The organism is Streptomyces yunnanensis (genome assembly GCF_029011865.1).
In the GTDB taxonomy this organism is placed as follows: domain Bacteria; phylum Actinomycetota; class Actinomycetes; order Streptomycetales; family Streptomycetaceae; genus Streptomyces; species Streptomyces yunnanensis.
Genome location: NZ_CP095749.1, coordinates 5,258,420 through 5,279,651, shown reverse-complemented (window position 1 = coordinate 5,279,651; position 21,232 = coordinate 5,258,420). Strand labels below are relative to the sequence as shown.

Here is a 21,232-nt window from a genome sequence, read left to right as displayed (position 1 = left end):
CGTGACGGGTTCGGCCCCGGGGATCCTCCTCCCCGGGGCCGAACCCGTTCTCGCTCTTGGGTCGGAGAGCCCGGCGCGGCTCTCCTCCTCGGTCAGCCGGTCAACCGATCAGCCGGTCAACCGGTCAACCGGTCAACCGGCCAGCAGCTTGCGGACCCGGTCCGCGCCCACCGCGAGCAGCAGCGTGGGCAGCCGGGGGCCGGTGTCCCGGCCGACCAGGAGGTTGTAGAGCAGCGCGAAGAAGGCGCGCTGGGCGACCTTCAGCTCCGGCGTCGGCTTGGCCTCCGGGTCCAGGCCCGCCTGGACCTTCGGCACGCCGTAGACCAGGGTGGTCAGCCCGTCCAGCGACCAGTGGTCGTCCAGGCCGTCGAGCAGCAGCCGCAGCGCGCCGCGGGACTGGTCGTCCAGGGTGGCCAGCAGCTCGGTGTCGGGCTCCGCGCGGACGACGGTGCGCTGGTCGGCGGGGACCTGGGTGGTGATCCAGTGCTCCGCCTTGTCCAGCCGCGGCCGGGTCTCGTCCAGGGACGTGACCGGGTGCGCCGGGTCCAGGTCGGTCAGGATGCGCAGGGTCTGCTCGTCGTGGCCCGCGGTGATGTCCATGACGGAGGCCAGCGTGCGGTACGGCAGCGGGCGCGGCGTCCGCGGCAGTTCGCCGGCGGCGGTGCCGATGGCCCGGGTGTAGGCCGCGGCGTCCGCGGGCTGCGCGGTGCCGTCGGCGACCTTGGCCGCGAGCTTGTCCCACTCGTCGTAGAGCCGCTGGATCTCCTGGTCGAAGGCGATCTTGAAGGACTGGTTGGGCTTGCGGCGGGCGTACAGCCAGCGCAGCAGCGGCGCCTCCATGATCTTCAGCGCGTCGCCCGGGGTGGGCACGCCGCCCTTGGAGGAGGACATCTTCGCCATGCCGCTGATGCCGACGAAGGCGTACATCGGGCCGATCGGCTGGTCGGCGCCGAACACCTCGCGGACGATCTGACCGCCGACGACGAACGACGAGCCGGGCGAGGAGTGATCGACTCCGGAGGGTTCAAAGATCACGCCCTCGTAGGCCCAGCGCATCGGCCAGTCGACCTTCCAGACCAGCTTGCCGTGGTCGAACTCGCGCAGCGCCACGGTCTCGGAGTGGCCGCAGGCGACGCACTCGTAGGACATCTCCGTGGTCTCGTCGTCATAGCCGATGACCTTGGTGAAGTCCTTGTTGCAGACCGTGCAGTACGGCTTGTACGGGAAGTAGCCCGCACCGCCGGCGCTGCCGTCGTCCTCGGTGGCCGCGCCGGAGCCCTCGGCCGCCTCCAGCTCCGCCTCGTCCACCGGCTTCTGCTGCTGCTTCGGCTTGCCGGTCGCCTTGTCCTTGGTGCGGTAGCGGTCCAGGACGGCGTCGATGTCCTTGCGGTGCTTCATCGCGTGCAGGATCTGCTCGCGGTAGGCGCCGGAGGTGTACTGGGCGGTCTGGCTGATGCCGTGGTACTCGATGCCCAGCTCCGCCAGGGACTCCTCCATGGCCGCCCTGAAGTGCTCGGCCCAGCTGGCGTACGGGCTGCCGGGCGGGGCGGGCACGGCGGTCAGCGGCTTGCCGATGTGCTCCTCCCAGGACGGGTCGATGCCGGCCGGGACCTTGCGGTACCGGTCGTAGTCGTCCCAGCTCAGGACGTGCACACAAGCGTGGCCGCGGCGGCGGACCTCGTCGGCGACCAGGTGCGGGGTCATCACCTCGCGGAGGTTGCCGAGGTGGATCGGGCCGGACGGGCTCAGGCCCGAGGCGACGACGACCGGTTTGCCGGGGGCGCGGCGCTCCGCCTCGGCAATGACCTCGTCCGCGAACCTGGAGACCCAGTCGGTCTCGGTGCTCTGCTGAGCCACGATCGGCCCTTCCTCTTCCTGGTGTCCTGGTGCTTCCACGATGCGCCCACGCGCGCCCGCCGGCGCCGCGCTCCGTCTCCGCGCGGCGCGGGCGGGGCGGTCCCGGACGGACAAAAGCCTGACGGAGCCCATTGTCCCAGACGCCCGCCGCACGGAAATTCCATGGTGGTGCCGTGGGATACTCAGGGCAAACCCTTTCCACCCCAACGGAACGGCAGTTCAATGGCCTCGGTCACCTCCCTCGCAGCTACGGTCAACCAGCGCGTCGCGGACGCCCTCTCGGCAGCCCTGCCGGAGGCCGGCGCCGCGGACCCGCTGCTGCGACGCAGCGACCGGGCCGACTTCCAGGCCAACGGCCTGCTCGCGCTGGCCAAGAAGCTGGGGGGCAACCCGAGGGAGCTGGCCGGCAAGGTCGTCGACGCGATCGGCGCCGACGGCCTGCTGAAGGACGTCGAGGTCTCCGGCCCCGGCTTCCTCAACATCACCGTCGCCGACACCGCGATCACCGGCACGCTGGCCGCGCGCGCCGCCGACGACCGGCTCGGCGTGCCGTACGCCGACGCGCCGGGCACCACGATCATCGACTACGCGCAGCCGAACGTCGCCAAGGAGATGCACGTCGGCCACCTGCGGTCGGCGGTCATCGGCGACGCCCTGCGCAACATGCTGGACTTCACCGGCGAGAAGACCATCGGCCGCCACCACATCGGCGACTGGGGCACGCAGTTCGGCATGCTCATCCAGTACCTGATCGAGAACCCGGACCAGCTGGCCCCGGCCGCCGACACCGACGGCGAGCAGGCGATGAGCAATCTCAACCGGGTCTACAAGGCATCGCGCGCGGTCTTCGACTCCGACGAGGAGTTCAAGGAGCGGGCCCGCAAGCGGGTCGTCGCCCTGCAGTCCGGCGACCAGCAGACGCTGGACCTGTGGCAGCGGTTCGTGGACGAGTCGAAGATCTACTTCTACTCGGTCTTCGAGAAGCTGGACATGGAGATCCGCGACGAGGAGATCGTCGGCGAGTCCGCGTACAACGACATGATGGCCGAGACGGCCCGGATGCTGGAGGAGTCGGGCGTCGCCGTCCGCTCCGAGGGCGCGCTGGTGGTCTTCTTCGACGACATCAAGGGCAAGGACGACAAGCCCGTCCCGCTGATCGTGCAGAAGGCGGACGGCGGCTTCGGCTACGCGGCGTCCGACCTGTCCGCGATCCGCAACCGCGTCTTCGACCTGCGGGCGACGACGCTGCTCTACGTCGTGGACGTCCGCCAGTCGCTGCACTTCCGGATGGTCTTCGAGACGGCCCGCCGGGCCGGCTGGCTGAACGACGAGGTCAAGGCCCACAACATGGGCTACGGCACGGTGCTCGGCGCGGACGGCAAGCCGTTCAAGACGCGTGCGGGCGAGACGGTGCGCCTGGAGGACCTCCTCGACGAGGCGGTGCAGCGCGCCGCCGAGGTGGTGCGGGAGAAGGCCCAGGACCTCACCGAGGACGAGATCCAGGAGCGGGCCGCGCAGGTCGGCATCGGCGCGGTGAAGTACGCGGACCTGTCGACGTCGCCGAGCCGGGACTACAAGTTCGACCTGGACCAGATGGTCTCGCTCAACGGCGACACCTCCGTCTACCTCCAGTACGCCTACGCGCGGATCCAGTCGATCCTGCGCAAGGCCGGCGCGACCGAGCCGGCCGCCCACCCGGAGCTCGAACTCGCCCCGGCGGAGCGGGCGCTGGGCCTGCACCTGGACGCGTTCGGCGACACGGTCGCCGAGGCCGCGGCGGAGTACGCACCGCACAAGCTGGCCGCGTACCTCTACCAGCTGGCGTCGCTCTACACGACGTTCTACGACCAGTGCCCGGTCCTGAAGGCGGACACCCCGCAGCAGGTGGAGAACCGCCTCTTCCTGTGCGACCTGACCGCCCGCACCCTGCACCGGGGCATGGCACTGCTGGGCATCCGGACGCCTGAGCGGCTCTGAACAGCTGCTCCTCGCGTACGCCTTACCGCCGCGTCACACGGCGATAAGGCGTACGCGATCACCGCACAACGCCTTCATGTCATCGACGTCCGACGTCACCATCGCGACCGGGCCGGGCTGCCGCAGCGCGACCTCCGCGACGGTGGCGTCGATGGCGTATTTGTGACCATGCAGCCCGGTGGCCTTGAGCAGTTCCGCCGCCGCCTTCGCCGCCTGCTCGGTCACCGGCTCGATCTTCACCCTGGACAGCGCCCAGTGCAGCCGCGGCAGCTTGATCCGCGCATGACTGACCTCGACGATCGTGTTCGCACCGACGACGAGATCAGCGCCCATCTCATGAAACACCCGGAACATCGCCAGGACCTTGCGATCCTGAGCGACCCAGGCCGACAGGCCCTCGGAATCCAGAACGACGGTCTCGAAACGCCTGCTCACGCGGCGTCCGTCCGGCTGCCGGGCTCGCCCACACCGAAGATCCTCTCCTGCGCCTCAGCCAGCTCCTCCTCGGTGAAGGAGCCGTGCTCCTCTTCGTAGCGCCCGAGGTCCTCACCAAGGAGCTGGTGCCTTATCTGGCGCGCCACGGCCTCGGCGACATAGCCGGAAACGTTGTCGGTGAGCTTCCTGAGCACGGCCACCTGCTCATTCGGCAGCGTGACCGTGATGCGTGTGGTCTCGGACATACACCAAGCATACTGCGGTATGCGCGTGGATCGGAGCTTCAAAGCGGCCGAAGCCCTGCCGTGGTGACCCCGGCGGCGCGGTGCCACTCGCACCACACCACCTTGCCGGGGTGCCGCTCCCCCCCCGCCCGCCCGCCCTCGTCCACCGTGTCGGCGATCCGCGGCACCCCTCAGGGCCGTCCGGAAATTGATTTTCCCCATTCGCGGCACGAAGGTCGCGCAGCGTGACTAGCGTGCGGCAGTGAGTGAATCCGTACTCGGACTTTGTACGGGTTCGTACGGGGTCGGCGCGGGTGAGCGTGGGGAGTTAGGCCAGCATGAACTCCAGGAAGCAGCAACGGAAGAAGAACGTCTCGACCATGCGCATGCTGGGCATCCAGTTGCAGACAGCGCGCAAGGCGGCGGGGTACACACAGCGCTCGCTCGGCCAGGCGGTCCTCGTCGACGAGGAGACGATCGCCTCGATCGAGCAGGGCAGGCGGGCGCTGCTGGTCGACCTCGCCCGCACGATGGATCAACTCCTCGACACCAAGGGCACGTTGGCAGCCGGAGTCGAGAACCTGCCGGAGATCGACCAGTTCCCGCTCTACGCGGAGCAGTACATGGTGCATGAGCGGGAGGCGATCGCCCTGTCCTGGTACGACGCGCTGGTCATCCCCGGTCTGCTCCAGACCGAGCCGTACGCCCGCGCGGTCCTGTGCGAGCGCGTACCGGCGTACGACGAGGACGAGTTGGAGACCAAGACGGCGGCCCGGATCGCCCGCCAGGAGATCCTGCAACGCAAGTGCCCGCCGACGATGAGCTTCATCGTGTGGGAACCCGTGCTCCATCTCGACATCGGAGGCCTGACGGTCCGCCGCGCCCAGCTCCGCCACCTGCGCGAGTGCGCCGAACTCCCGGGCCTTTCCCTCCAGTTCCTGCCGATGCGCACCGCCGCGCACGCCGGTCTCGCTGGCCCCTTCATTCTCCTGGAGACACCCGACCACCAGCACCTGGCTTATGCCGAAGGCCAGCGTGGCAGCCAGTGGGTAGCTGACCCTGACGAGGTGTCTGTTATGGCACGCAAGTATGCGATGCTGCGGTCACAGGCCCTGACGCCTTACGAGTCAAAGGGTTTGCTCGACCGTCTGCTAGGAGACCAATGAGCACCGCACTTGAGTGGTTCAAGTCGAGCTACAGCAGCGACGAGGGCGGCGCCTGCCTCGAAGTCGCCTACGCCTGGCGCAAGTCCAGCTACAGCGGCGACGAGGGCGGGCAGTGCCTCGAAGTCGCCGTCTCCCCCCACGCCATCCACATCCGCGACTCCAAGAACAGCCCGGAGGGCGGCCCCACCTTCACCGTCTCGCCGGAAGCCTGGGCGGCGTTCACCGCGTACGCCGTCGCCGCTCGCTGAGGGACGCGTCACCGGCCGTTCGGCGATGTGCCCAGCTGCCCGGGCGTGGTGCCCGGGGCCTCGTGGCGCGATCTAGACTTGCCCCCGGCCCGGGGCGGGCACACGGAACCACGGAACCATGAGGGCTGCACGTGCGGGGGCGTATCACGACGGGTCGCAGGCTGCCCGCTTTCCTGGCAACGGCAGCGGTCACCCCGGCGCTGCTGCTGGTGACCGCCCGGCCCGCGGACGCCTTCGGCACGGTCAACGCGTTCGGGCAGCACGCCGAGCACGAGCGGATCACCCGGGCCGCGCTGGCCTGCGCTCCGGGGGTCCGCTCCGACGGTTCCTGTTTCGAGCCGCGCTCCCTGGGTCAACTCGCCGGGCACAGCTGGACGTTCGGCGCCGTCGGCGCGCCGGACTCGGACGAGTTCCTCAGCTCCGCCGCGCATTGCGACAATGCCGACTTCCTGGATGTCACGGGCTATCCGCAGAGTCGGCAACAAGCCACCGAGGCGCTGCGCACCTGCATAGCCCATCTGCAGGCGCGCTTCCGGCAAGGTCTCGCCGCGGCCGAGGGAACCCTCGACAGCCGGGGCCGCGTCGTGGCCTCCGAGACGGAGCTGCGAAGAGACTGCACCTTCACGCTCGGGCTGCCCGGCCGGGCCAAGTGCGAGGCCATGGAGGGGTTCGGCCGTGCCCTGCACGGAGTCCAGGACTTCTACGCGCACAGCAACTGGACGGACCGCACCGACCGGTCCCGCCCGGTCAGCCTGGTCAACCCCCCGGGCCTGGGCCGCTCCGCGCCCTCTCCGCTGCTCGACCTCGCCGCACCGCGGCCGCCCCGGCCGTCGGCGGTCCCGCGGAATCTGACGACGGGCTGCTTCTCGCTCCTCGTCGGCGCCTGCGCTCACCACGTCGGGCACTCCGACCTCAACAAGGACGAGGGGTTCATCGACCCGGCCTCCGGCTCCACCGGCGCTCCCGCCACGGCACGCGGCCGGGCGGCGGGGAACTTCGCCCGGGCGGTGCGGGGCGCCGTCGCCGACACCCGCCGCCAGTGGAAGCAGTTCCGCGAGGCGCTCCTCCAGCGGTACGGCACGCAGCGCGGTGCACGCATCGTCTGCGTCGTCACCCACGACGATCCGGTCCGCGACTGCGCCTGACACCCCCGGCGGGGCGGGCGGGCGCGGTCGCGGACCGGTCGTCGGCTTCCCGGTCAGAAGCCCTAGCCGAGCTTCCGGGCGACCTCCGTCGCCCAGTAGGTGAGGATCATGTCGGCGCCGGCCCGCTTGATGCCGGTCAGGGTCTCCAGGATCGCGCTGTCGCGGTCGATCCAGCCCTTCTCGGCGGCCGCCTCGACCATCGCGTACTCACCGGAGATCTGGTACGCAGCGACCGGCACGTCCACCGCGTCCGCGATCTTCGCCAGCACGTCCAGGTAGGGCAGCGCCGGCTTGACCATCACCATGTCGGCGCCCTCCTGAAGGTCGAGCGCCAGCTCGCGCAGCGACTCGCGGAGGTTGGCGGGGTCCTGCTGGTAGGTCTTGCGGTCGCCCTTCAGCGACGAGCCCACCGCCTCGCGGAACGGCCCGTAGAACGCCGAGGAGTACTTCGCGGTGTAGGCCAGGATCGAGACGTCCTCGTGGCCGGTCTGGTCCAGCGCGTCCCGGATGACGCCGACCTGGCCGTCCATCATGCCGCTGGGGCCCACGACGTGGACGCCGGCGTCGGCCTGGACCTGCGCCATCTCGGCGTACCGCTCCAGGGTCGCGTCGTTGTCCACCCGGCCCTCGGCGTCCAGGACACCGCAGTGGCCGTGGTCGGTGTACTCGTCCAGGCAGAGGTCCGACATGATCACCAGGTCGTCGCCGACCTCGGCCCGCACGTCCCGGATGGCGACCTGCAGGATGCCGTCCGGGTCGGTGCCCGCGCTGCCCACCGCGTCCTTCTTGGCCTCCTCCGGCACGCCGAAGAGCATGATCCCGGCGACGCCCGCCTCGACCGCCTCGACGGCGGCCTTGCGGAGGGTGTCGCGGGTGTGCTGGACGACGCCCGGCATGGCGCTGATCGGCACCGGCGCGCCGACCCCCTCGCGGACGAACGCGGGCAGGATCAGATCGGCGGGGTGCAGCCGGTGCTCGGCGACCATCCGGCGCATGGCAGGGGTGGTACGCAGCCGCCGCGGCCGCGCGCCGGGGAAGGATCCGTAGTGCGTCATGCCGCCCACGCTACGCCCGCCCCGCCCGTGCCTTTGCCGACGGCCCGTCGGCCGCGGGCGGGCCGGAACACGAAGTCGGGGGCGCCCCCGCAGGGACGCCCCCGGTCGACTACGGGGTGGCTCGCCTCCGGCGGGCACCCGGGCGCCGCTCGCTCGGCCGCGTCACCGGGTCGCCGGCCTCCAGCGCGGCATCGCGCCGCGCCGCGCCGAACTCCGCGAGCGCCTCGGCCAGCTTGTGGACCGACGGCTCGGGCGACATCACGTCCACCCGCAGCCCGTGCTCCTCGGCGGTCTTGGCGGTGGCCGGGCCGATGCAGGCGATCACGGTCACGTTGTGCGGCTTGCCGGCGATGCCGACGAGGTTCCGCACGGTCGAGGACGAGGTGAAGAGCACCGCGTCGAAGCCGCCGCCCTTGATCGCCTCACGGGTCTCGGCCGGCGGCGGCGAGGCGCGCACGGTCCGGTAGGCGGTGACGTCGTCGACCTCCCAGCCCAGCTCGATCAGGCCGGCCACCAGCGTCTCGGTGGCGATGTCGGCGCGCGGCAGGAAGACGCGGTCGATCGGGTCGAAGACCGGGTCGTAGGGCGGCCAGTCCTCCAGCAGCCCGGCCGCGGACTGCTCGCCGGACGGCACCAGGTCGGGCTTCACGCCGAAGGCCACCAGCGCCTTGGCGGTCTGCTCGCCGACCGCCGCGACCTTGATCCCGGCGAACGCCCGGGCGTCCAGCCCGTACTCCTCGAACTTCTCCCGGACCGCCTTGACGGCGTTGACCGAGGTGAAGGCGATCCACTCGTAGCGGCCGGTGACCAGGCCCTTGACCGCGCGCTCCATCTGCTGCGGGGTGCGCGGCGGTTCGACGGCGATGGTCGGGACCTCGTGCGGCACCGCGCCGTACGAGACGAGCTGGTCGGAGAGCGACGCGGCCTGCTCCTTGGTCCGCGGCACCAGCACCCGCCAGCCGAACAGCGGCTTGTTCTCGAACCACGAGAGCTGGTCCCGCTGCGCCGCGGCGCTGCGCTCGCCGACCACGGCTATGACCGGCTGGCCGCCGTCCGGCGACGGCAGCACCTTGGCGGCCTTCAGCACCTGGGCGACGCTCCCGAGGGTGGCGGTCCAGGTGCGCTGCCGGGTGGTGGTGCCGGCGACCGTGACGGTCATCGGGGTGTCCGGCTTGCGGCCTGCGGCCACCAGCTCGCCGGCCGCCGCGGCCACCGAGTCCAAGCTGGTGGAGACCACCGCGGTGGCGTCGCTGGTGCCCAGCTCGGACCAGCAGCGGTCGTCGGCGCTGCGGGCGTCGATGAAGCGCACGTCGGTGCCCTGGGCGTCGCGCAGCGGCACGCCGGCGTACGCGGGCACGCCGACCGCGGCGGCGATGCCGGGGACCACCTCGAAGACGATGCCCTCGGCGGCGCAGGCCAGCATCTCCTCGGCGACGTAGCCGTCGAGGCCGGGGTCACCGGTCACCGCACGGACGACCCGCTTGCCCGCGCGGGCAGCCGCCATGACAAGATTGGCGGTGTCCCGAAGGGCGGAAACGCCATGGGGACTGCCGGGGTTTGACACCGCGTCAGCTGACGCCTGCAGTGGCGTGTCCACCTGTGCGCGTGCGTGCACACGCACGACGTCCAGGACCTGCGGGTCGGCGACGAGGACGTCTGCGGACGCCAGCGCTTCCACGGCGCGCAGCGTCAGCAGACCCGGGTCTCCCGGCCCGGCACCCAGGAAGGTGACCTGACCGGAGGCGGAGTGGTTTGGGGCGGTGGGGTTCAAAGTGCTCGCTCCCCCATAAGACCGGCCGCACCCTTTGCGAGCATCTCGACGGCGAGTTCCCGGCCCATGCGAAGCGGGACCGAATCGTCGTCAAGAGAGGCAGGTACGTGCCCGGTGGTGGACAGCTGCACCAACGTGGTGCCGTCGAGCGTGCCGACGACTCCGCGCAGGTGCATTTCGGTGACAGCCTGCTCGTCGGCCTTGGGGCCTCCCCTGCTCGAACGAAGTCGAGAGCTTGGGGACAGGTCGGCGAGTGCCGCCACGGGGGCGGAACAGCCGGCCTCCAGGGCGGCGAGCAGGGAACGCTCGGCGGTCACGGCGGCCCGGGTGACCGGGTCGTCGAGCTCGCCGAGCGCGGCGACGAGGTGCGCGTCGGCCGCGACACACTCGATCGCCAGTGCCCCCTGGCCGGGGGCGGGCAAAACCACGTCGGGCGACAGCAGCTGCGTCGCCTCGTCGATCCGGCCGATCCGGGTCAGGCCGGCGGCGGCCAGCACGACCGCGTCCAGCTCGCCCTTCCGGACGAAGCCGATTCGGGTGTCGACGTTGCCGCGGACCGGGACGGTCTCGATGCGCTTGCCCAGCGTCCTGGCCCAGGCGTTGAGCTGTGCCATCCGCCGGGGGGAGCCGGTGCCCACGCGGGCGCCGTCGGGAAGTTCCTCGAAGGTGAGCCCGTCCCGCGCGATCAGCGCGTCCCGGGGGTCCACGCGCACGGGTATGGCCGCCAGGGCCAGCTCCGCGGGCTGCGCGGTCGGCAGGTCCTTCAGCGAGTGGACGGCGAAGTCGATCTCACCGGCCAGCAGCGCGTCGCGCAGCGCCGAGACGAAGACGCCGGTGCCGCCGATCTGCGCCAGGTGTTCGCGGGAGGTGTCGCCGTAGGTGGTGATCTCCACCAGTTCGACGGGGCGGCCGGTCAGGTCGCGCACCGCCTCGGCCACCTGCCCGGACTGGGCCATGGCGAGCGTGCTGCGCCGGGTGCCCAGTCGCAGGGGACTCATCGTGCTGTCGGTCATGCCCGCTCCCGTGCTGCGTCGTGCTGGTCGGCTCGGGTGTCGGCCCTGCTGACGGCGGCGACCGTCTGGGGGTCGAGGTCGAAGAGCTCCCGCAGGGCGTCCGCGTATCCGGCGCCGCCGGGCTCGCTGGCGAGCTGCTTGACCCGCACCGTGGGCGCGTGCAGGAGCTTGTCGACGACCCGGCGGACGGTCTGGGTGATCTCCGCCCGCTGCTTGTCGTCGAGGTCGGGAAGGCGGCCGTCGAGCCGGGCGATCTCGCTGCTGACGACGTCCGCGGCCATGGTGCGCAGGGCGACCACGGTGGGGGTGATGTGCGCGGCCCGCTGGGCGGCGCCGAACGCGGCGACCTCCTCGGCGACGATGCCGCGCACCGTGTCCACGTCGGCGGCCATCGGGGCGTCGGCGGACGCCTCGGCCAGCGACTCGATGTCGACCAGGCGGGCCCCGTCGATCCGGTGCGCCGCGGCGTCGATGTCGCGCGGCATGGCCAGGTCGAGCAGCCACATCCGGTCGTCGCGCCCGGCCAGCGCGGCGGCGATCCGCTCGCCGCTGAGCACCAGCCCGGACGCGCCGGTACACGAGATGACGATCTCGGCCCGGGCCAGCTCCGCCTCGACGGCCTCCATGGCGACGGCGCGGGCGGTCAGCCCGCTGGCCGCGCCCGGCCCGCCCGGCTCGGTCAGGATCTGTACCAGCCGCTCGGCGCGCGCCACCGTCCGGTTGGCGACGGCCAGTTCGCCGACGCCGTTGCGGACGAGGGTGGTCGCGGCCAGCGAGGACATCGAGCCGGCACCGATCACCAGCGCCCGCTTGCCCCGCGCCCAGGCGGCGACGTCCGGGACCGCGGCCAGCTGCTCCAGGCCGAAGGTGACCAGCGACTGGCCGGCCTTGTCGATCCCGGTCTCGCTGTGCGCGCGCTTGCCGACCCGCAGGGCCTGCTGGAAGAGGTCGTTGAGCAGCCGCCCGGCGGTGTGCAGCTCCTGGGCGACGGCCAGCGCGTCCTTGATCTGGCCGAGGATCTGGCCCTCGCCGACGACCATGGAGTCCAGGCCGCAGGCCACCGAGAGGAGGTGGTGGACCGCCCGGTCCTCGTAGTGGACGTAGAGATAAGGGGTCAGCTCCTCCAGGCCGACGCCGCTGTGGCGGGCCAGGAGGGTGGACAGCTCGGCGACACCGGCGTGGAACTTGTCCACGTCGGCGTAGAGCTCGATGCGGTTGCAGGTGGAGAGCACCGCGGACTCGGTGGCCGGCTCGGCCGACACCACGTCCTGCAGCAGCTTGCCGCGGCCCTCAGGGGCGAGCGCGGCCCGCTCCAGCACGCTCACCGGCGCGCTGCGATGACTCAGTCCGACGACCAGGAGGCTCATGCTCGCACCTCGCTCCGCGAGGCACAGCCTTCGCCTGTGACGCACCTTTCCATGATTCTCTCGCTGCGCTCGCTCATGCCGGCATCACCGCGGGTACGTCCCCGTCGGGTCCCTTGCGGTCGGTCGCGGTGGCGGTGGGCCGGGCCGGGGACGCCGGCGCGGTGTCCTCGGGACCCTCCATCGCCTCCGGACCGGCCTGGCCGGTCTCCTCGCCCGCCTTGCGCTGCTCGTGGAAGGCGAGGATCTGCAGCTCTATGGACAGGTCGACCTTGCGGACGTCCACCCCGTCCGGGACGGTCAGCACGGTCGGCGCGAAGTTGAGGATCGAGGTGACGCCCGCGGCGACCAGGCGGTCGCAGACCTGCTGGGCGGCGCCGGCCGGCGTGGCGATGACGCCGATCGAGACGCCGTTGTCCCCGATGATCTGCTCCAGCTCGTCGGTGTGCTGGACCGGGATGCCGGCGACCGGCTTGCCCGCCATGGCCGGGTCGGCGTCGATCAGCGCGGCGACCCGGAAACCGCGGGAGGCGAAGCCGCCGTAGTTGGCGAGCGCGGCGCCGAGGTTACCGATACCGACGATGACGACGGGCCAGTCCTGGGTGAGGCCGAGTTCCCGCGAGATCTGGTAGACGAGGTACTCCACGTCGTAGCCGACGCCACGGGTCCCGTAGGAGCCGAGGTAGGAGAAGTCCTTGCGCAGCTTCGCGGAGTTGACTCCCGCGGCGGCCGCGAGCTCCTCGGAGGACACCGTGGGGACCGAGCGCTCGGAGAGCGCGGTCAGTGCGCGCAGATACAGCGGTAGCCGGGCGACGGTGGCCTCGGGGATGCCTCGGCTTCGGGTCGCCGGTCGGTGAGTTCGGCCAGTTGCCACGGTGCTCCTGCGGGTAGAGCGGGGCTGCGGACGGCCGTGAGGAACCCGACCGCCCCGTCTCTTGCAGGCTATGTCTTTGTGAACGCGTGCACAAAGATGGTGTCCGTTTTGCCCGGCCAAAGTGATGGGGCTCACGCAGCTTTTACGGGGCCGCGCGGAACCAACTCCCGCGTCACACCGTTCGCACGCGCCACCGGCGATTCGCGGCAGCACCGACGGGAGCACGCGCCCTCACTCCTCACCGCCATCCCCCCGGACACCAACAAATCGCCCATCGATGGTACGCGAAACCATCCCTCCGGAGCGCCGCCGCGAACCGGCACAATGACCCCATGGCCCCCTTGTTCAGCCGCGCCCCCCGCAAGAGCCCCGCCGACCGGATGGTCACCCTCGTCCGGAAGCCGGGCTGCCACCTCTGCGACGACGCGCAGGCGGTGATCGAGAAGGTGTGCGCGGAGACCGGCGCCTCCTGGGAGCAGAAGGACATCACCGAGGACGCCGAGCTGTACCGCAAGTACTGGGAGCAGATTCCGGTCGTCCTCGTGGACGGCGCCCAGCACGACTTCTGGCGGGTCGACCCCCGGCGTCTGCGCACCGCACTGGGCGCCTGAGCGCCGCCGACCCGTCGGCCGCCCGCACCGCGGCGCCCTTCGGATGGCCGTAACGCAACCGTCGACCGCCCCGCTGCTCCCTGACACGCGCCCGTAACCGGCTGCACCGAACAAACTGGCTACGCTAGCCGCATGGCCCGCCCGTCGCCCGCCCACCGCCCCGACCGGAGCCCCGCCGGGGCGCTCTTCCCCGCGGGGTGGTTCACCCGCCGCAGACGACCCGCCACGGCGCGCAGCGTGCTGGCCGGCGAGGCCGCGGCCGAGGCCGCCCGCAAGTCGTCCCAGGAGGCGCCGCCCGCCGAGGCCCCGGCCGAGCCGGAGTTCCCGGTCGCCGGGGACACCAGCGCCGCCGCCTTCTTCGACCTCGACAACACGGTCATGCAGGGCGCCGCCCTCTTCCACTTCGGCCGCGGCCTGTACAAGCGGCACTTCTTCCACAAGCGCGACCTGGCCCGCTTCGCCTGGCAGCAGATCTACTTCCGGCTGGCCGGCGAGAACTCCGAGCACATGGCGGACGTCCGCAACAGCGCGCTGTCCATCGTCCAGGGCCACCGCGTCGCCGAGCTGATGTCCATCGGCGAGGAGATCTACGACGAGTACATGGCCGAGCGGGTCTGGCCCGGCACCCGAGCCCTGGCCCAGGCCCACCTCGACGCCGGCCAGAAGGTCTGGCTGGTGACCGCCGCGCCCGTCGAGACCGCGACGATCATCGCCCGCCGGCTGGGGCTGACCGGCGCCCTCGGCACGGTCGCCGAGTCCGTCGGCGGGGTCTACACCGGCAAGCTGGTCGGCGAGCCGCTGCACGGCCCGGCGAAGGCCGAGGCGGTGCGCGCCCTGGCCGCCGCCGAGCACCTGGACCTGTCGCACTGCGCCGCCTACAGCGACTCGGCCAACGACATCCCGATGCTCTCGCTCGTCGGCCACCCCTACGCGATCAACCCCGACACCCGGCTGCGCAAGCACGCCCGGGAACACAGCTGGCGGGTGCGCGACTACCGGACCGGACGCAAGGCCGTCCGGATCGGCATCCCGGCGGCCGCGGCCGTGGGTGCGCTCGCGGGCGGCGCGGCGGCGGCCGCCGCGCTCCAGCGCCGCCGCCGCTGACCGTCCTTGATCACCGGGCACGGCGCCGGGCCATCCGCACTCCCTACCCCCACCGTTGCCCCGTCAGTCCCTTTCCTGGCGGTTAACCACAACACGCCCTTCAACCAGGCAGATTGCGCTCCCTTCCGATCAATAGTTGCTCAATATTCGATACTTGATCCGCCACCAACCGGACACGGACCGTAAGTAATCGATGATTTGAGCAACTGGGTGTAGCGCTGCCTGTACGAAGCGTTATTCTCCTCAGACGCATTCCGGAACCCACACGTCCCTACGACGAGTGAACGGTCCCGCACTGCACGTGATGGAAGCTCTGCCTCTGGGAGTCCCGTGTACCCACACGTCGGGGTTGACGCCTCGGGCCTGGCTACGCTGCGTACGACACTCGTCGACCACCTGCGCAGTTTTGTCCCCACCGCGTACGCCGTCCCCGCATTCGCCACAGCCGTCCCCACCGGCCCCTGCTACGCGTTGGCCGACGGGAGCGCTACGGTCGGCAAGGCCGCCACCGCCGGCAGAACGCGCCGCGCCGGCACCGGTACCACCACCGCACGGCGCCCCGCGGACAGCGACAGCCGTCGCATGATGGATCTCGTCGAACGCGCGCAGGCCGGCGAGGCCGACGCCTTCGGTCGCCTCTACGACCAGTACGCCGACACCGTCTACCGCTACATCTACTACCGCGTGGGCGGCCGGGCCACGGCCGAGGACCTCACCAGCGAGACCTTCCTCCGCGCGCTGCGCCGCATCGGCACGTTCACCTGGCAGGGGCGGGACTTCGGCGCCTGGCTGGTGACCATCGCCCGCAACCTCGTCGCCGACCACTTCAAGTCCTCCCGCTTCCGCCTGGAAGTCACCACCGGAGAGATGCTCGACGCCAACGAGGTCGAGCGCAGCCCCGAGGACTCGGTCCTCGAATCCCTCTCCAACGCCGCCCTGTTGGAGGCGGTCCGCAAGCTCAACCCCCAACAGCAGGAATGCGTCACCCTGCGCTTCCTCCAGGGCCTCTCGGTCGCCGAGACCGCCCGCGTCATGGGCAAGAACGAGGGCGCCATCAAGACCCTCCAGTACCGGGCCGTCCGCACCCTGGCGCGGCTCCTCCCCGAAGACGCCCGCTGACAGCCGGCCCCTCACCGCCGACACCCCAACACCCCGCCCACCGCTCACCGTTGGTGATCGGGCATGCCCTGACGGTCAGATCATCGTGAGTGCGTAACCCGAGTGCCGCGCCGCTCGTTGTGCGGGATGCAGGCTCCACGCGGTCACGCCATGTCCGCAGCCCCTCACTCGTTCGAGTGGCCATGGATCACGGCGTGCAACCATCCGGCCCGTCTGGATAGTCAATGCCAGTCCGGGGAGTCGAGCGGGATGACGAGAGGAGGTGCCGCCCGTGATCGCGAATGTCTCGGTACACCGGCGGGCCAACGCCTTCGCCCAGGCCCTGGAGGAGCAGGTGCTCAGGGGCGCGGCGACCGAGGACCAGGTCGACAACGCGGCGCAAGCGCCGGTAGACGCACGGCTGTTGGCGGTCGCCGACGGCCTCGGGGAACTCCCGAAGCCGGAGATGGCCGCAGAGGTCAAGACTGTCCAGCGTGCCCAGCTCATCGCGGCGATGGAGGCAGCCTTCGCCGAAGGCGCCACGCCCGGCGACACCCGGGTGCCCGAACAACGCGAGAGGAAGGGCACCCACCGGGCCGGCACATCGCTCGGCCGGCTGCGCCCGCGCTCCCGCCTCTCCAAGGGGCTGGCGGCCGGCGGCCTGACGGTCGGCGTCGCCGCCGGCGCGTTCAGCGGCGTCGCCGCGGCCAGTACCGACGCCCTCCCCGGCGACTCCCTGTACGGCCTCAAGCGCGGCATGGAGGACCTCCGGCTCACCATGAGCGACGACGACTCCGACCGCGGCCAGCTCTACCTCGACCAGGCGTCCACCCGCATGTTGGAGGCCCGCCGCCTGATGGAGCGCGGCCGGTCCGCGCAGCTCGACCACGAGGATCTCTTCGAGGTCCGCAAGGCGCTGGCCGGCGTCCGGCACGACGCGGGCGAGGGGCACCGCCTGCTGCACGCCGCCTACGAGCGCGACGGCTCGCTCGGCCCCATCCAGGCGCTGAACTCCTTCACCAAGTCGCACCGCGGCACCTGGACCCAGCTGCGCGACAGGCTCCCGGTACAGCTCACCGACGTGCGCGACGAGGTCAGTTCGGTCTTCGCCGCCATAGACGATGAGGTCGGCCCGCTGCTCCCGGCGACCCCGGACGGCCACAGCCGCCACCACGACACGCCGACCGACCGGGGTGCCGTCGGCGGCGCCAGTCGCCCGTCGCCGGCCGGCAGCGAGTCCCCGTCCGACTCCCACGGCACCGCCCAGCAGGCCCCGCGCCCCTCGGCCTCGCCGTCCCAGGAGCAGGGCGGTCTGCTCGGCGGCAGTACGGGCGGCCTGCTCGGCTCGCCCGGCAAGGGCAGCGCCTCCCCGCACGACGGCAACCACGGCAAGGACGGCACCGGCCGCCCCGACGTCACGCTGCCGCCGCTGCTGCCCGGGCTCCTGCCCGAGCTGGGCATCGACGGCGACAACCTGCCCAAGTAGCCGGCCCGCCCGCGCGGCACGGGCCCGCGACGGCCGGCGCAGCCCCCCGGCGCTCGGTGTTCTTCCGGTCCACCCTCAGAAGAACACCGAGCGCCGCTGCACGAGCAGCTTGTAGAGGGTGTGCTGGATGGTCTCCCGGACCTGGTCGGTCAGGTTGAACATCAGCATCGGGTCGTCGGCCGCCTCCGCCGGATAGCCGTCGGTCGCGATGGGCTCCCCGAACTGGATCGTCCACTTCGTCGGCAGCGGCACCGCACCGAGCGGCCCCAGCCAGGGGAACGTCGGCGTGACCGGGAAGTACGGCAGCCCCAGCACCCGCGCCAGGGTCTTGGCGTTCCCGATCATCGGGTAGATCTCCTCGGCGCCCACGATGGAGCACGGCACGATCGGCACGCCGGCCTTCAGCGCCGTGGAGACGAAGCCGCCCCGCCCGAAGCGCTGGAGCTTGTAGCGGTCCGCGAACGGCTTCCCGATGCCCTTGAAGCCCTCCGGCATCACCCCGACGATCTCCCCGCGCTCCAGCAGCCGCTGGGCGTCCTCCGCGCAGGCGAGCGTGTGCCCGGCCTTGCGCGCCAGCTCGTTCATCACCGGCAGCACGAACACCAAGTCGGCCGCCAGCAGCCGCAGGTGGCGCTGTGCCGGGTGATTGTCGTGCACCGCGACCTGGAGCATCAGGCCGTCCAGCGGGAGCGTCCCGGAGTGGTTGGCGACGATCAGCGCGCCGCCCTCGGCGGGGATGTTCTCCATCCCCTTCACCTCGACCCGGAAGTACTTGTCGTGGAGCGGCCGCAGCAGCGACATCAGGACCTGGTCGGTCAGCTCCTTGTCGTAGCCGAAGTCGTCGACCTCGTAGTCGCCGGTGATCCGCCGGCGCAGGAAGGCCAGCCCGCCCGCGATCCGCTCGTCCAGGGTCCGGCCGCCTGCCGGGCGCGGGGCCGGTGGCGGCTCCGGTTCGGTGCGGGCCTCCGGTACGGGCGCCAGGGCGGTGCCGCGCGCGGACCGCCGGGCCTTGCGGCGCGCCCGCGGTTCCTCGCCGAAGGGAATGACCTTGGCGTCCGCCATCGTGGGTGAACTCCTCACTGGCTCGGGCCGCGGCGTGCGGAGAGCACACCGGCGAGCCGGTCGACGGTGCGGGCGAGGGACTCAGGCGGCAGCAGCCCGGGTCCGCGGCTGCGGGCGAATTCCTCGAAGGTCTCCGCCGTCGTGTACCGGGGGTGGAAGCCCAGTGTCTCGCGCATCTGGGTGGTCTCGACGACCCGGCCGTGGGTCAGCATCCGGATCTGCTCGGGCGAGAAGTCCGTGATGCCGAGCGACCGCAGGGCGGTGCCGGCCCAGGTCACGGTGGGCAGGAAGAGCGGGAGGGTGGGCCGGCCCAGGCGCCGGGAGACCTGCGAGAGCAGCAGGACGCCGTCACCCGCGATGTTGAACGTGCCGCTGTTGAGGGTGCCGCGGCGCGGCGCGGCGGCGGCGATCCGCAACACGTCGATCGCGTCGTCCTCGTGGACGAACTGCAACCGCGGGTCGTAGCCGAGGACGGTGGGCAGCACGGGCAGCGAGAAGTACTCGGCGAGCGGGGAGTCCGCGCACGGCCCGATGACGTTGGCGAACCGCAGGACGCAGACCGCCACGTCGGGGCGGCGCCGGGCGAAGCCGCGGACGTACCCCTCGACCTCGACGGTGTCCTTCGCGAAGCCGCCACTGGGCAACGACTTGGGCGGGGTGTTCTCGGTGAAGACCGCCGGGTCGCGCGGCGCGGAGCCGTAGACGCTGGTGCTGGACTTGATGACCACGCGCTGGACGTTCGGGGCCTTCTGGCAGGCGCCGAGCAGCTGCATGGTGCCGATGACGTTGGTCTCCTTCACGGAGGCCCGGCTGCCGCGACTGCCCAGGGGCGTGCCGTTGACGTCCATGTGGACGACGGTGTCGACGCCCGTTTCGGCCAGGACCCGGGCGATCGCCGGATGCCGGATGTCGGCCTTGAGGAATTCCGCCCCGCCCAGGGGGTGCTCCGGTGTCACGGCATCGACCCCGATCACCCGATCGACGTCGGGATCGCGCTGGATCCGGCGGACGAACCGGCCCCCCAGCTGCCGTGCGACGCCCGTGACGAGCACGACGTTGCCCAAGATCGGCCCTCCTTGCCGCAGCGGCTTCCGCCTGCGCCGAGATGTGCGGCTCACGCTATCGGGTCGGTGTTGCGCGGCGATGACCGCACGATGCCCGTAACGACATTTGCGTACGACCACCGTCCATACGGCCCACAAAAGCACCGCGGCCCCCTATCGCCCGAGGGACGACAAGGAGCCGCGAAATCGTGATCAGCGTCGCTTACTTCTTGTTGCGACGCTGCACACGGGTGCGCTTGAGCAGCTTGCGGTGCTTCTTCTTCGCCATCCGCTTGCGCCGCTTCTTGATAACAGAGCCCACGACTACCCTCGCTCACTTCGTATCACTCGGTGCGGGGCGTCCGAGCCCACACTACCTACATCGGGCCAGGGTACCCGGCGCCGGCCGTACCGCGTAATCCGAGGGTCGCCGAACGAGCCGTCAGGCCGACTCCACCCCCACATACGACTCACGGAGATAGTCGTGGACGGCCTGCTCCGGCACCCGGAAAGACCGTCCCACGCGGATCGCGGGCAGATGACCGCTGTGCACCAGGCGGTACACGGTCATCTTCGACACTCGCATCACCGTGGCGACCTCCGCCACTGTCAGAAATACAACCTCGTTCAACGGCCTCTGGTCCGCAGCCATCACACACCTGCACCTTCCGCATAAGACGGTCACCGGCTTCCCCTCCGGTGACTCTTCGTCGCCATGCGTTCACTCCCCAGATTAGGGGCGGGTGATGCGAGTGGGGAAGAGGAGCAGCGAACGACCGCCAATCAGGACAGATGCGCCCTATTGAGGACGTAGCGGATCAGGGGGCGGTAGTGCGTCGACCGGACGGCATCATCGAGCGGCACCACCGCGGACAGCCGTCCCTCCGCCCTCCCGACGAACGGCGCGGGGTCGTCGGCGTCCGCCAGCCCGATCGCCTCGATGCCCAGCTGACCTGCTCCGCAGACCCATCCGTGGTCCCCGATGACCAGCCCCGGAAGCGGTCCGGCGGACGCCGCGGCGAACCCCAGAGCGGTCCGCACCGGCAGCGGTGAATGGGTGTGCACGCCCCCCTCGGAGGGTGCGCCCCGCACGCCGGGCTCGCGCATCAGCGCGACTCCCCGTACGTAATCGAGGACCCGGGTGCGTACTCCGAACCGGGTCGCTATGTCGACACGATGGCCATACGCCGGGGTGAGGACGGTGCAACCCGCCGACGAGAGGGCGTCTGCGAGGGCGGCGTAGAACTCCAGCAGCCGGTGCGGGTGCCCGGTGCCGAGCAGCACCGGCACCCGACGGCCGGCCGCAACGGCGAGCCGGTCGGCGAACGCGTCCAACCCGGCGATCGTCCGGTCGGGATCGATCACATCCAGACCTGAAGTGTGCGCGGGATCGGCTGAAATACCGCACTCCTGTCCCATCAGTCGCAGGACTTCACCGAAGGACCAGTCCCGTTCGGGATCCAGCCCCAACAGCGCCCGCGGATCGCGCGCCGCGAAGAGCCGGTAGCGCCGCAGACTCTGCTCCCGCGTGGTCGCGATCGTCCCCGCGAGCCGCGCCTCGATCAGGTGCGCCCGCAGCGCCCCGGTGCCCAACACGGGCCCCATGCTGGCCGTTCGACCGGGATGCGGATGCCCTAACCGACGGGTAGTCACACATCCGGGGCAGCCCCGACGGAAGCGGGAATACCCCTTCCCCCCA

At 71.2% G+C, this 21,232-nt stretch carries 21 protein-coding genes; 8 read left to right on the top strand and 13 right to left on the bottom strand.

What is annotated here, in order from left to right:
* Positions 1 to 132 precede the first annotated feature (132 nt).
* On the bottom strand, positions 133 to 1,857 hold the full coding sequence (gene lysS / locus MOV08_RS22950) for a lysine--tRNA ligase (RefSeq protein ID WP_039635126.1): 1,725 nt from the start codon (positions 1,855 to 1,857) through the stop codon (positions 133 to 135).
* A 222-nt stretch (positions 1,858 to 2,079) separates the two neighbouring features.
* Between lysS and argS the strand changes: the two genes are divergently transcribed.
* Entirely contained in the window at positions 2,080 to 3,834 is a 1,755-nt protein-coding gene (argS, locus tag MOV08_RS22945; RefSeq protein WP_039635123.1) for an arginine--tRNA ligase, read from the top strand.
* Positions 3,835 to 3,867: 33 nt separating this feature from the next.
* Here the strand turns inward: argS and MOV08_RS22940 are convergent, their stop codons facing one another.
* A complete protein-coding gene (locus MOV08_RS22940) occupies positions 3,868 to 4,269 on the bottom strand; it encodes a DNA-binding protein (protein WP_039635121.1) in 402 nt (133 codons plus the stop codon).
* Positions 4,266 to 4,514 (bottom strand): type II toxin-antitoxin system CcdA family antitoxin, encoded by a 249-nt coding sequence (locus MOV08_RS22935; RefSeq protein ID WP_039635119.1) that lies wholly within the window; start codon positions 4,512 to 4,514, stop codon positions 4,266 to 4,268. The genes MOV08_RS22940 and MOV08_RS22935 overlap by 4 nt, the downstream gene beginning before the upstream one ends.
* A gap of 317 nt (positions 4,515 to 4,831) precedes the next feature.
* Between MOV08_RS22935 and MOV08_RS22930 the strand changes: the two genes are divergently transcribed.
* The 3 genes from MOV08_RS22930 to MOV08_RS22920 all read left to right on the top strand — a co-directional run bounded on the left by MOV08_RS22930 (position 4,832) and on the right by MOV08_RS22920 (position 7,052).
* Positions 4,832 to 5,659, top strand: a complete 828-nt coding sequence (locus MOV08_RS22930; protein ID WP_275308695.1) for a helix-turn-helix domain-containing protein — start codon at positions 4,832 to 4,834, stop codon at positions 5,657 to 5,659.
* Positions 5,656 to 5,907, top strand: coding sequence for a DUF397 domain-containing protein (locus MOV08_RS22925; protein ID WP_275308694.1), 252 nt, complete (start codon positions 5,656 to 5,658; stop codon positions 5,905 to 5,907). Before MOV08_RS22930 ends, MOV08_RS22925 begins: the two co-directional genes overlap by 4 nt.
* Before the next feature lie 131 nt (positions 5,908 to 6,038).
* Positions 6,039 to 7,052 carry a CinY protein gene (locus MOV08_RS22920; RefSeq protein ID WP_275308693.1) on the top strand — a complete coding sequence of 338 codons (1,014 nt, stop codon included), beginning with the start codon at positions 6,039 to 6,041 and terminating at the stop codon, positions 7,050 to 7,052.
* 62 nt (positions 7,053 to 7,114) lie between these two features.
* Here MOV08_RS22920 and hemB read toward each other — a convergent pair whose 3' ends face one another.
* The 5 genes from hemB to MOV08_RS22895 all read right to left on the bottom strand — a co-directional run bounded on the left by hemB (position 7,115) and on the right by MOV08_RS22895 (position 13,129).
* Positions 7,115 to 8,107, bottom strand: a complete 993-nt coding sequence (hemB, locus tag MOV08_RS22915; protein ID WP_039635111.1) for a porphobilinogen synthase — start codon at positions 8,105 to 8,107, stop codon at positions 7,115 to 7,117.
* 109 nt (positions 8,108 to 8,216) lie between these two features.
* Complete coding sequence (locus tag MOV08_RS22910; RefSeq protein WP_039635109.1) at positions 8,217 to 9,878, bottom strand: bifunctional uroporphyrinogen-III C-methyltransferase/uroporphyrinogen-III synthase; 1,662 nt, start codon at positions 9,876 to 9,878, stop codon at positions 8,217 to 8,219.
* Positions 9,875 to 10,891 (bottom strand): hydroxymethylbilane synthase, encoded by a 1,017-nt coding sequence (hemC, locus tag MOV08_RS22905; protein ID WP_039635106.1) that lies wholly within the window; start codon positions 10,889 to 10,891, stop codon positions 9,875 to 9,877. Before hemC ends, MOV08_RS22910 begins: the two co-directional genes overlap by 4 nt.
* A complete protein-coding gene (locus MOV08_RS22900; RefSeq protein WP_039635104.1) occupies positions 10,888 to 12,258 on the bottom strand; it encodes a glutamyl-tRNA reductase in 1,371 nt (456 codons plus the stop codon). The genes hemC and MOV08_RS22900 overlap by 4 nt, the downstream gene beginning before the upstream one ends.
* A 73-nt stretch (positions 12,259 to 12,331) precedes the next feature.
* Complete coding sequence (locus MOV08_RS22895) at positions 12,332 to 13,129, bottom strand: redox-sensing transcriptional repressor Rex (RefSeq protein ID WP_039635102.1); 798 nt, start codon at positions 13,127 to 13,129, stop codon at positions 12,332 to 12,334.
* Positions 13,130 to 13,461: 332 nt separating this feature from the next.
* Between MOV08_RS22895 and MOV08_RS22890 the strand changes: the two genes are divergently transcribed.
* The 4 genes from MOV08_RS22890 to MOV08_RS22875 all read left to right on the top strand — a co-directional run bounded on the left by MOV08_RS22890 (position 13,462) and on the right by MOV08_RS22875 (position 17,428).
* Positions 13,462 to 13,740: a glutaredoxin family protein gene (locus MOV08_RS22890; RefSeq protein ID WP_039635100.1), complete on the top strand. Its 279-nt coding sequence runs from the start codon at positions 13,462 to 13,464 to the stop codon at positions 13,738 to 13,740.
* A gap of 237 nt (positions 13,741 to 13,977) precedes the next feature.
* Positions 13,978 to 14,844 (top strand): HAD family hydrolase, encoded by an 867-nt coding sequence (locus MOV08_RS22885; RefSeq protein WP_039641349.1) that lies wholly within the window; start codon positions 13,978 to 13,980, stop codon positions 14,842 to 14,844.
* A gap of 330 nt (positions 14,845 to 15,174) precedes the next feature.
* Complete coding sequence (locus tag MOV08_RS22880) at positions 15,175 to 15,963, top strand: ECF subfamily RNA polymerase sigma factor, BldN family (RefSeq protein WP_039635099.1); 789 nt, start codon at positions 15,175 to 15,177, stop codon at positions 15,961 to 15,963.
* A 271-nt stretch (positions 15,964 to 16,234) separates the two neighbouring features.
* Positions 16,235 to 17,428 (top strand): DUF5667 domain-containing protein, encoded by a 1,194-nt coding sequence (locus tag MOV08_RS22875; protein WP_275308692.1) that lies wholly within the window; start codon positions 16,235 to 16,237, stop codon positions 17,426 to 17,428.
* A gap of 75 nt (positions 17,429 to 17,503) precedes the next feature.
* Here the strand turns inward: MOV08_RS22875 and MOV08_RS22870 are convergent, their stop codons facing one another.
* The 5 genes from MOV08_RS22870 to MOV08_RS22850 all read right to left on the bottom strand — a co-directional run bounded on the left by MOV08_RS22870 (position 17,504) and on the right by MOV08_RS22850 (position 21,129).
* Positions 17,504 to 18,490, bottom strand: coding sequence for a lysophospholipid acyltransferase family protein (locus tag MOV08_RS22870; protein ID WP_275308691.1), 987 nt, complete (start codon positions 18,488 to 18,490; stop codon positions 17,504 to 17,506).
* A 14-nt stretch (positions 18,491 to 18,504) separates the two neighbouring features.
* The gene (locus MOV08_RS22865; protein WP_039635093.1) at positions 18,505 to 19,554 is read right to left on the bottom strand and encodes an NAD-dependent epimerase/dehydratase family protein; all 1,050 of its coding nucleotides are present in this window, start codon (positions 19,552 to 19,554) and stop codon (positions 18,505 to 18,507) included.
* Between the two features lie 202 nt (positions 19,555 to 19,756).
* Complete coding sequence (locus tag MOV08_RS22860; protein ID WP_003948845.1) at positions 19,757 to 19,855, bottom strand: 30S ribosomal protein bS22; 99 nt, start codon at positions 19,853 to 19,855, stop codon at positions 19,757 to 19,759.
* 120 nt (positions 19,856 to 19,975) lie between these two features.
* Positions 19,976 to 20,185: a helix-turn-helix domain-containing protein gene (locus MOV08_RS22855; RefSeq protein WP_014144137.1), complete on the bottom strand. Its 210-nt coding sequence runs from the start codon at positions 20,183 to 20,185 to the stop codon at positions 19,976 to 19,978.
* Positions 20,186 to 20,316: 131 nt separating this feature from the next.
* Entirely contained in the window at positions 20,317 to 21,129 is an 813-nt protein-coding gene (locus MOV08_RS22850) for a phosphatase (protein WP_039641347.1), read from the bottom strand.
* Between the last annotated feature and the right edge of the window lie 103 nt (positions 21,130 to 21,232).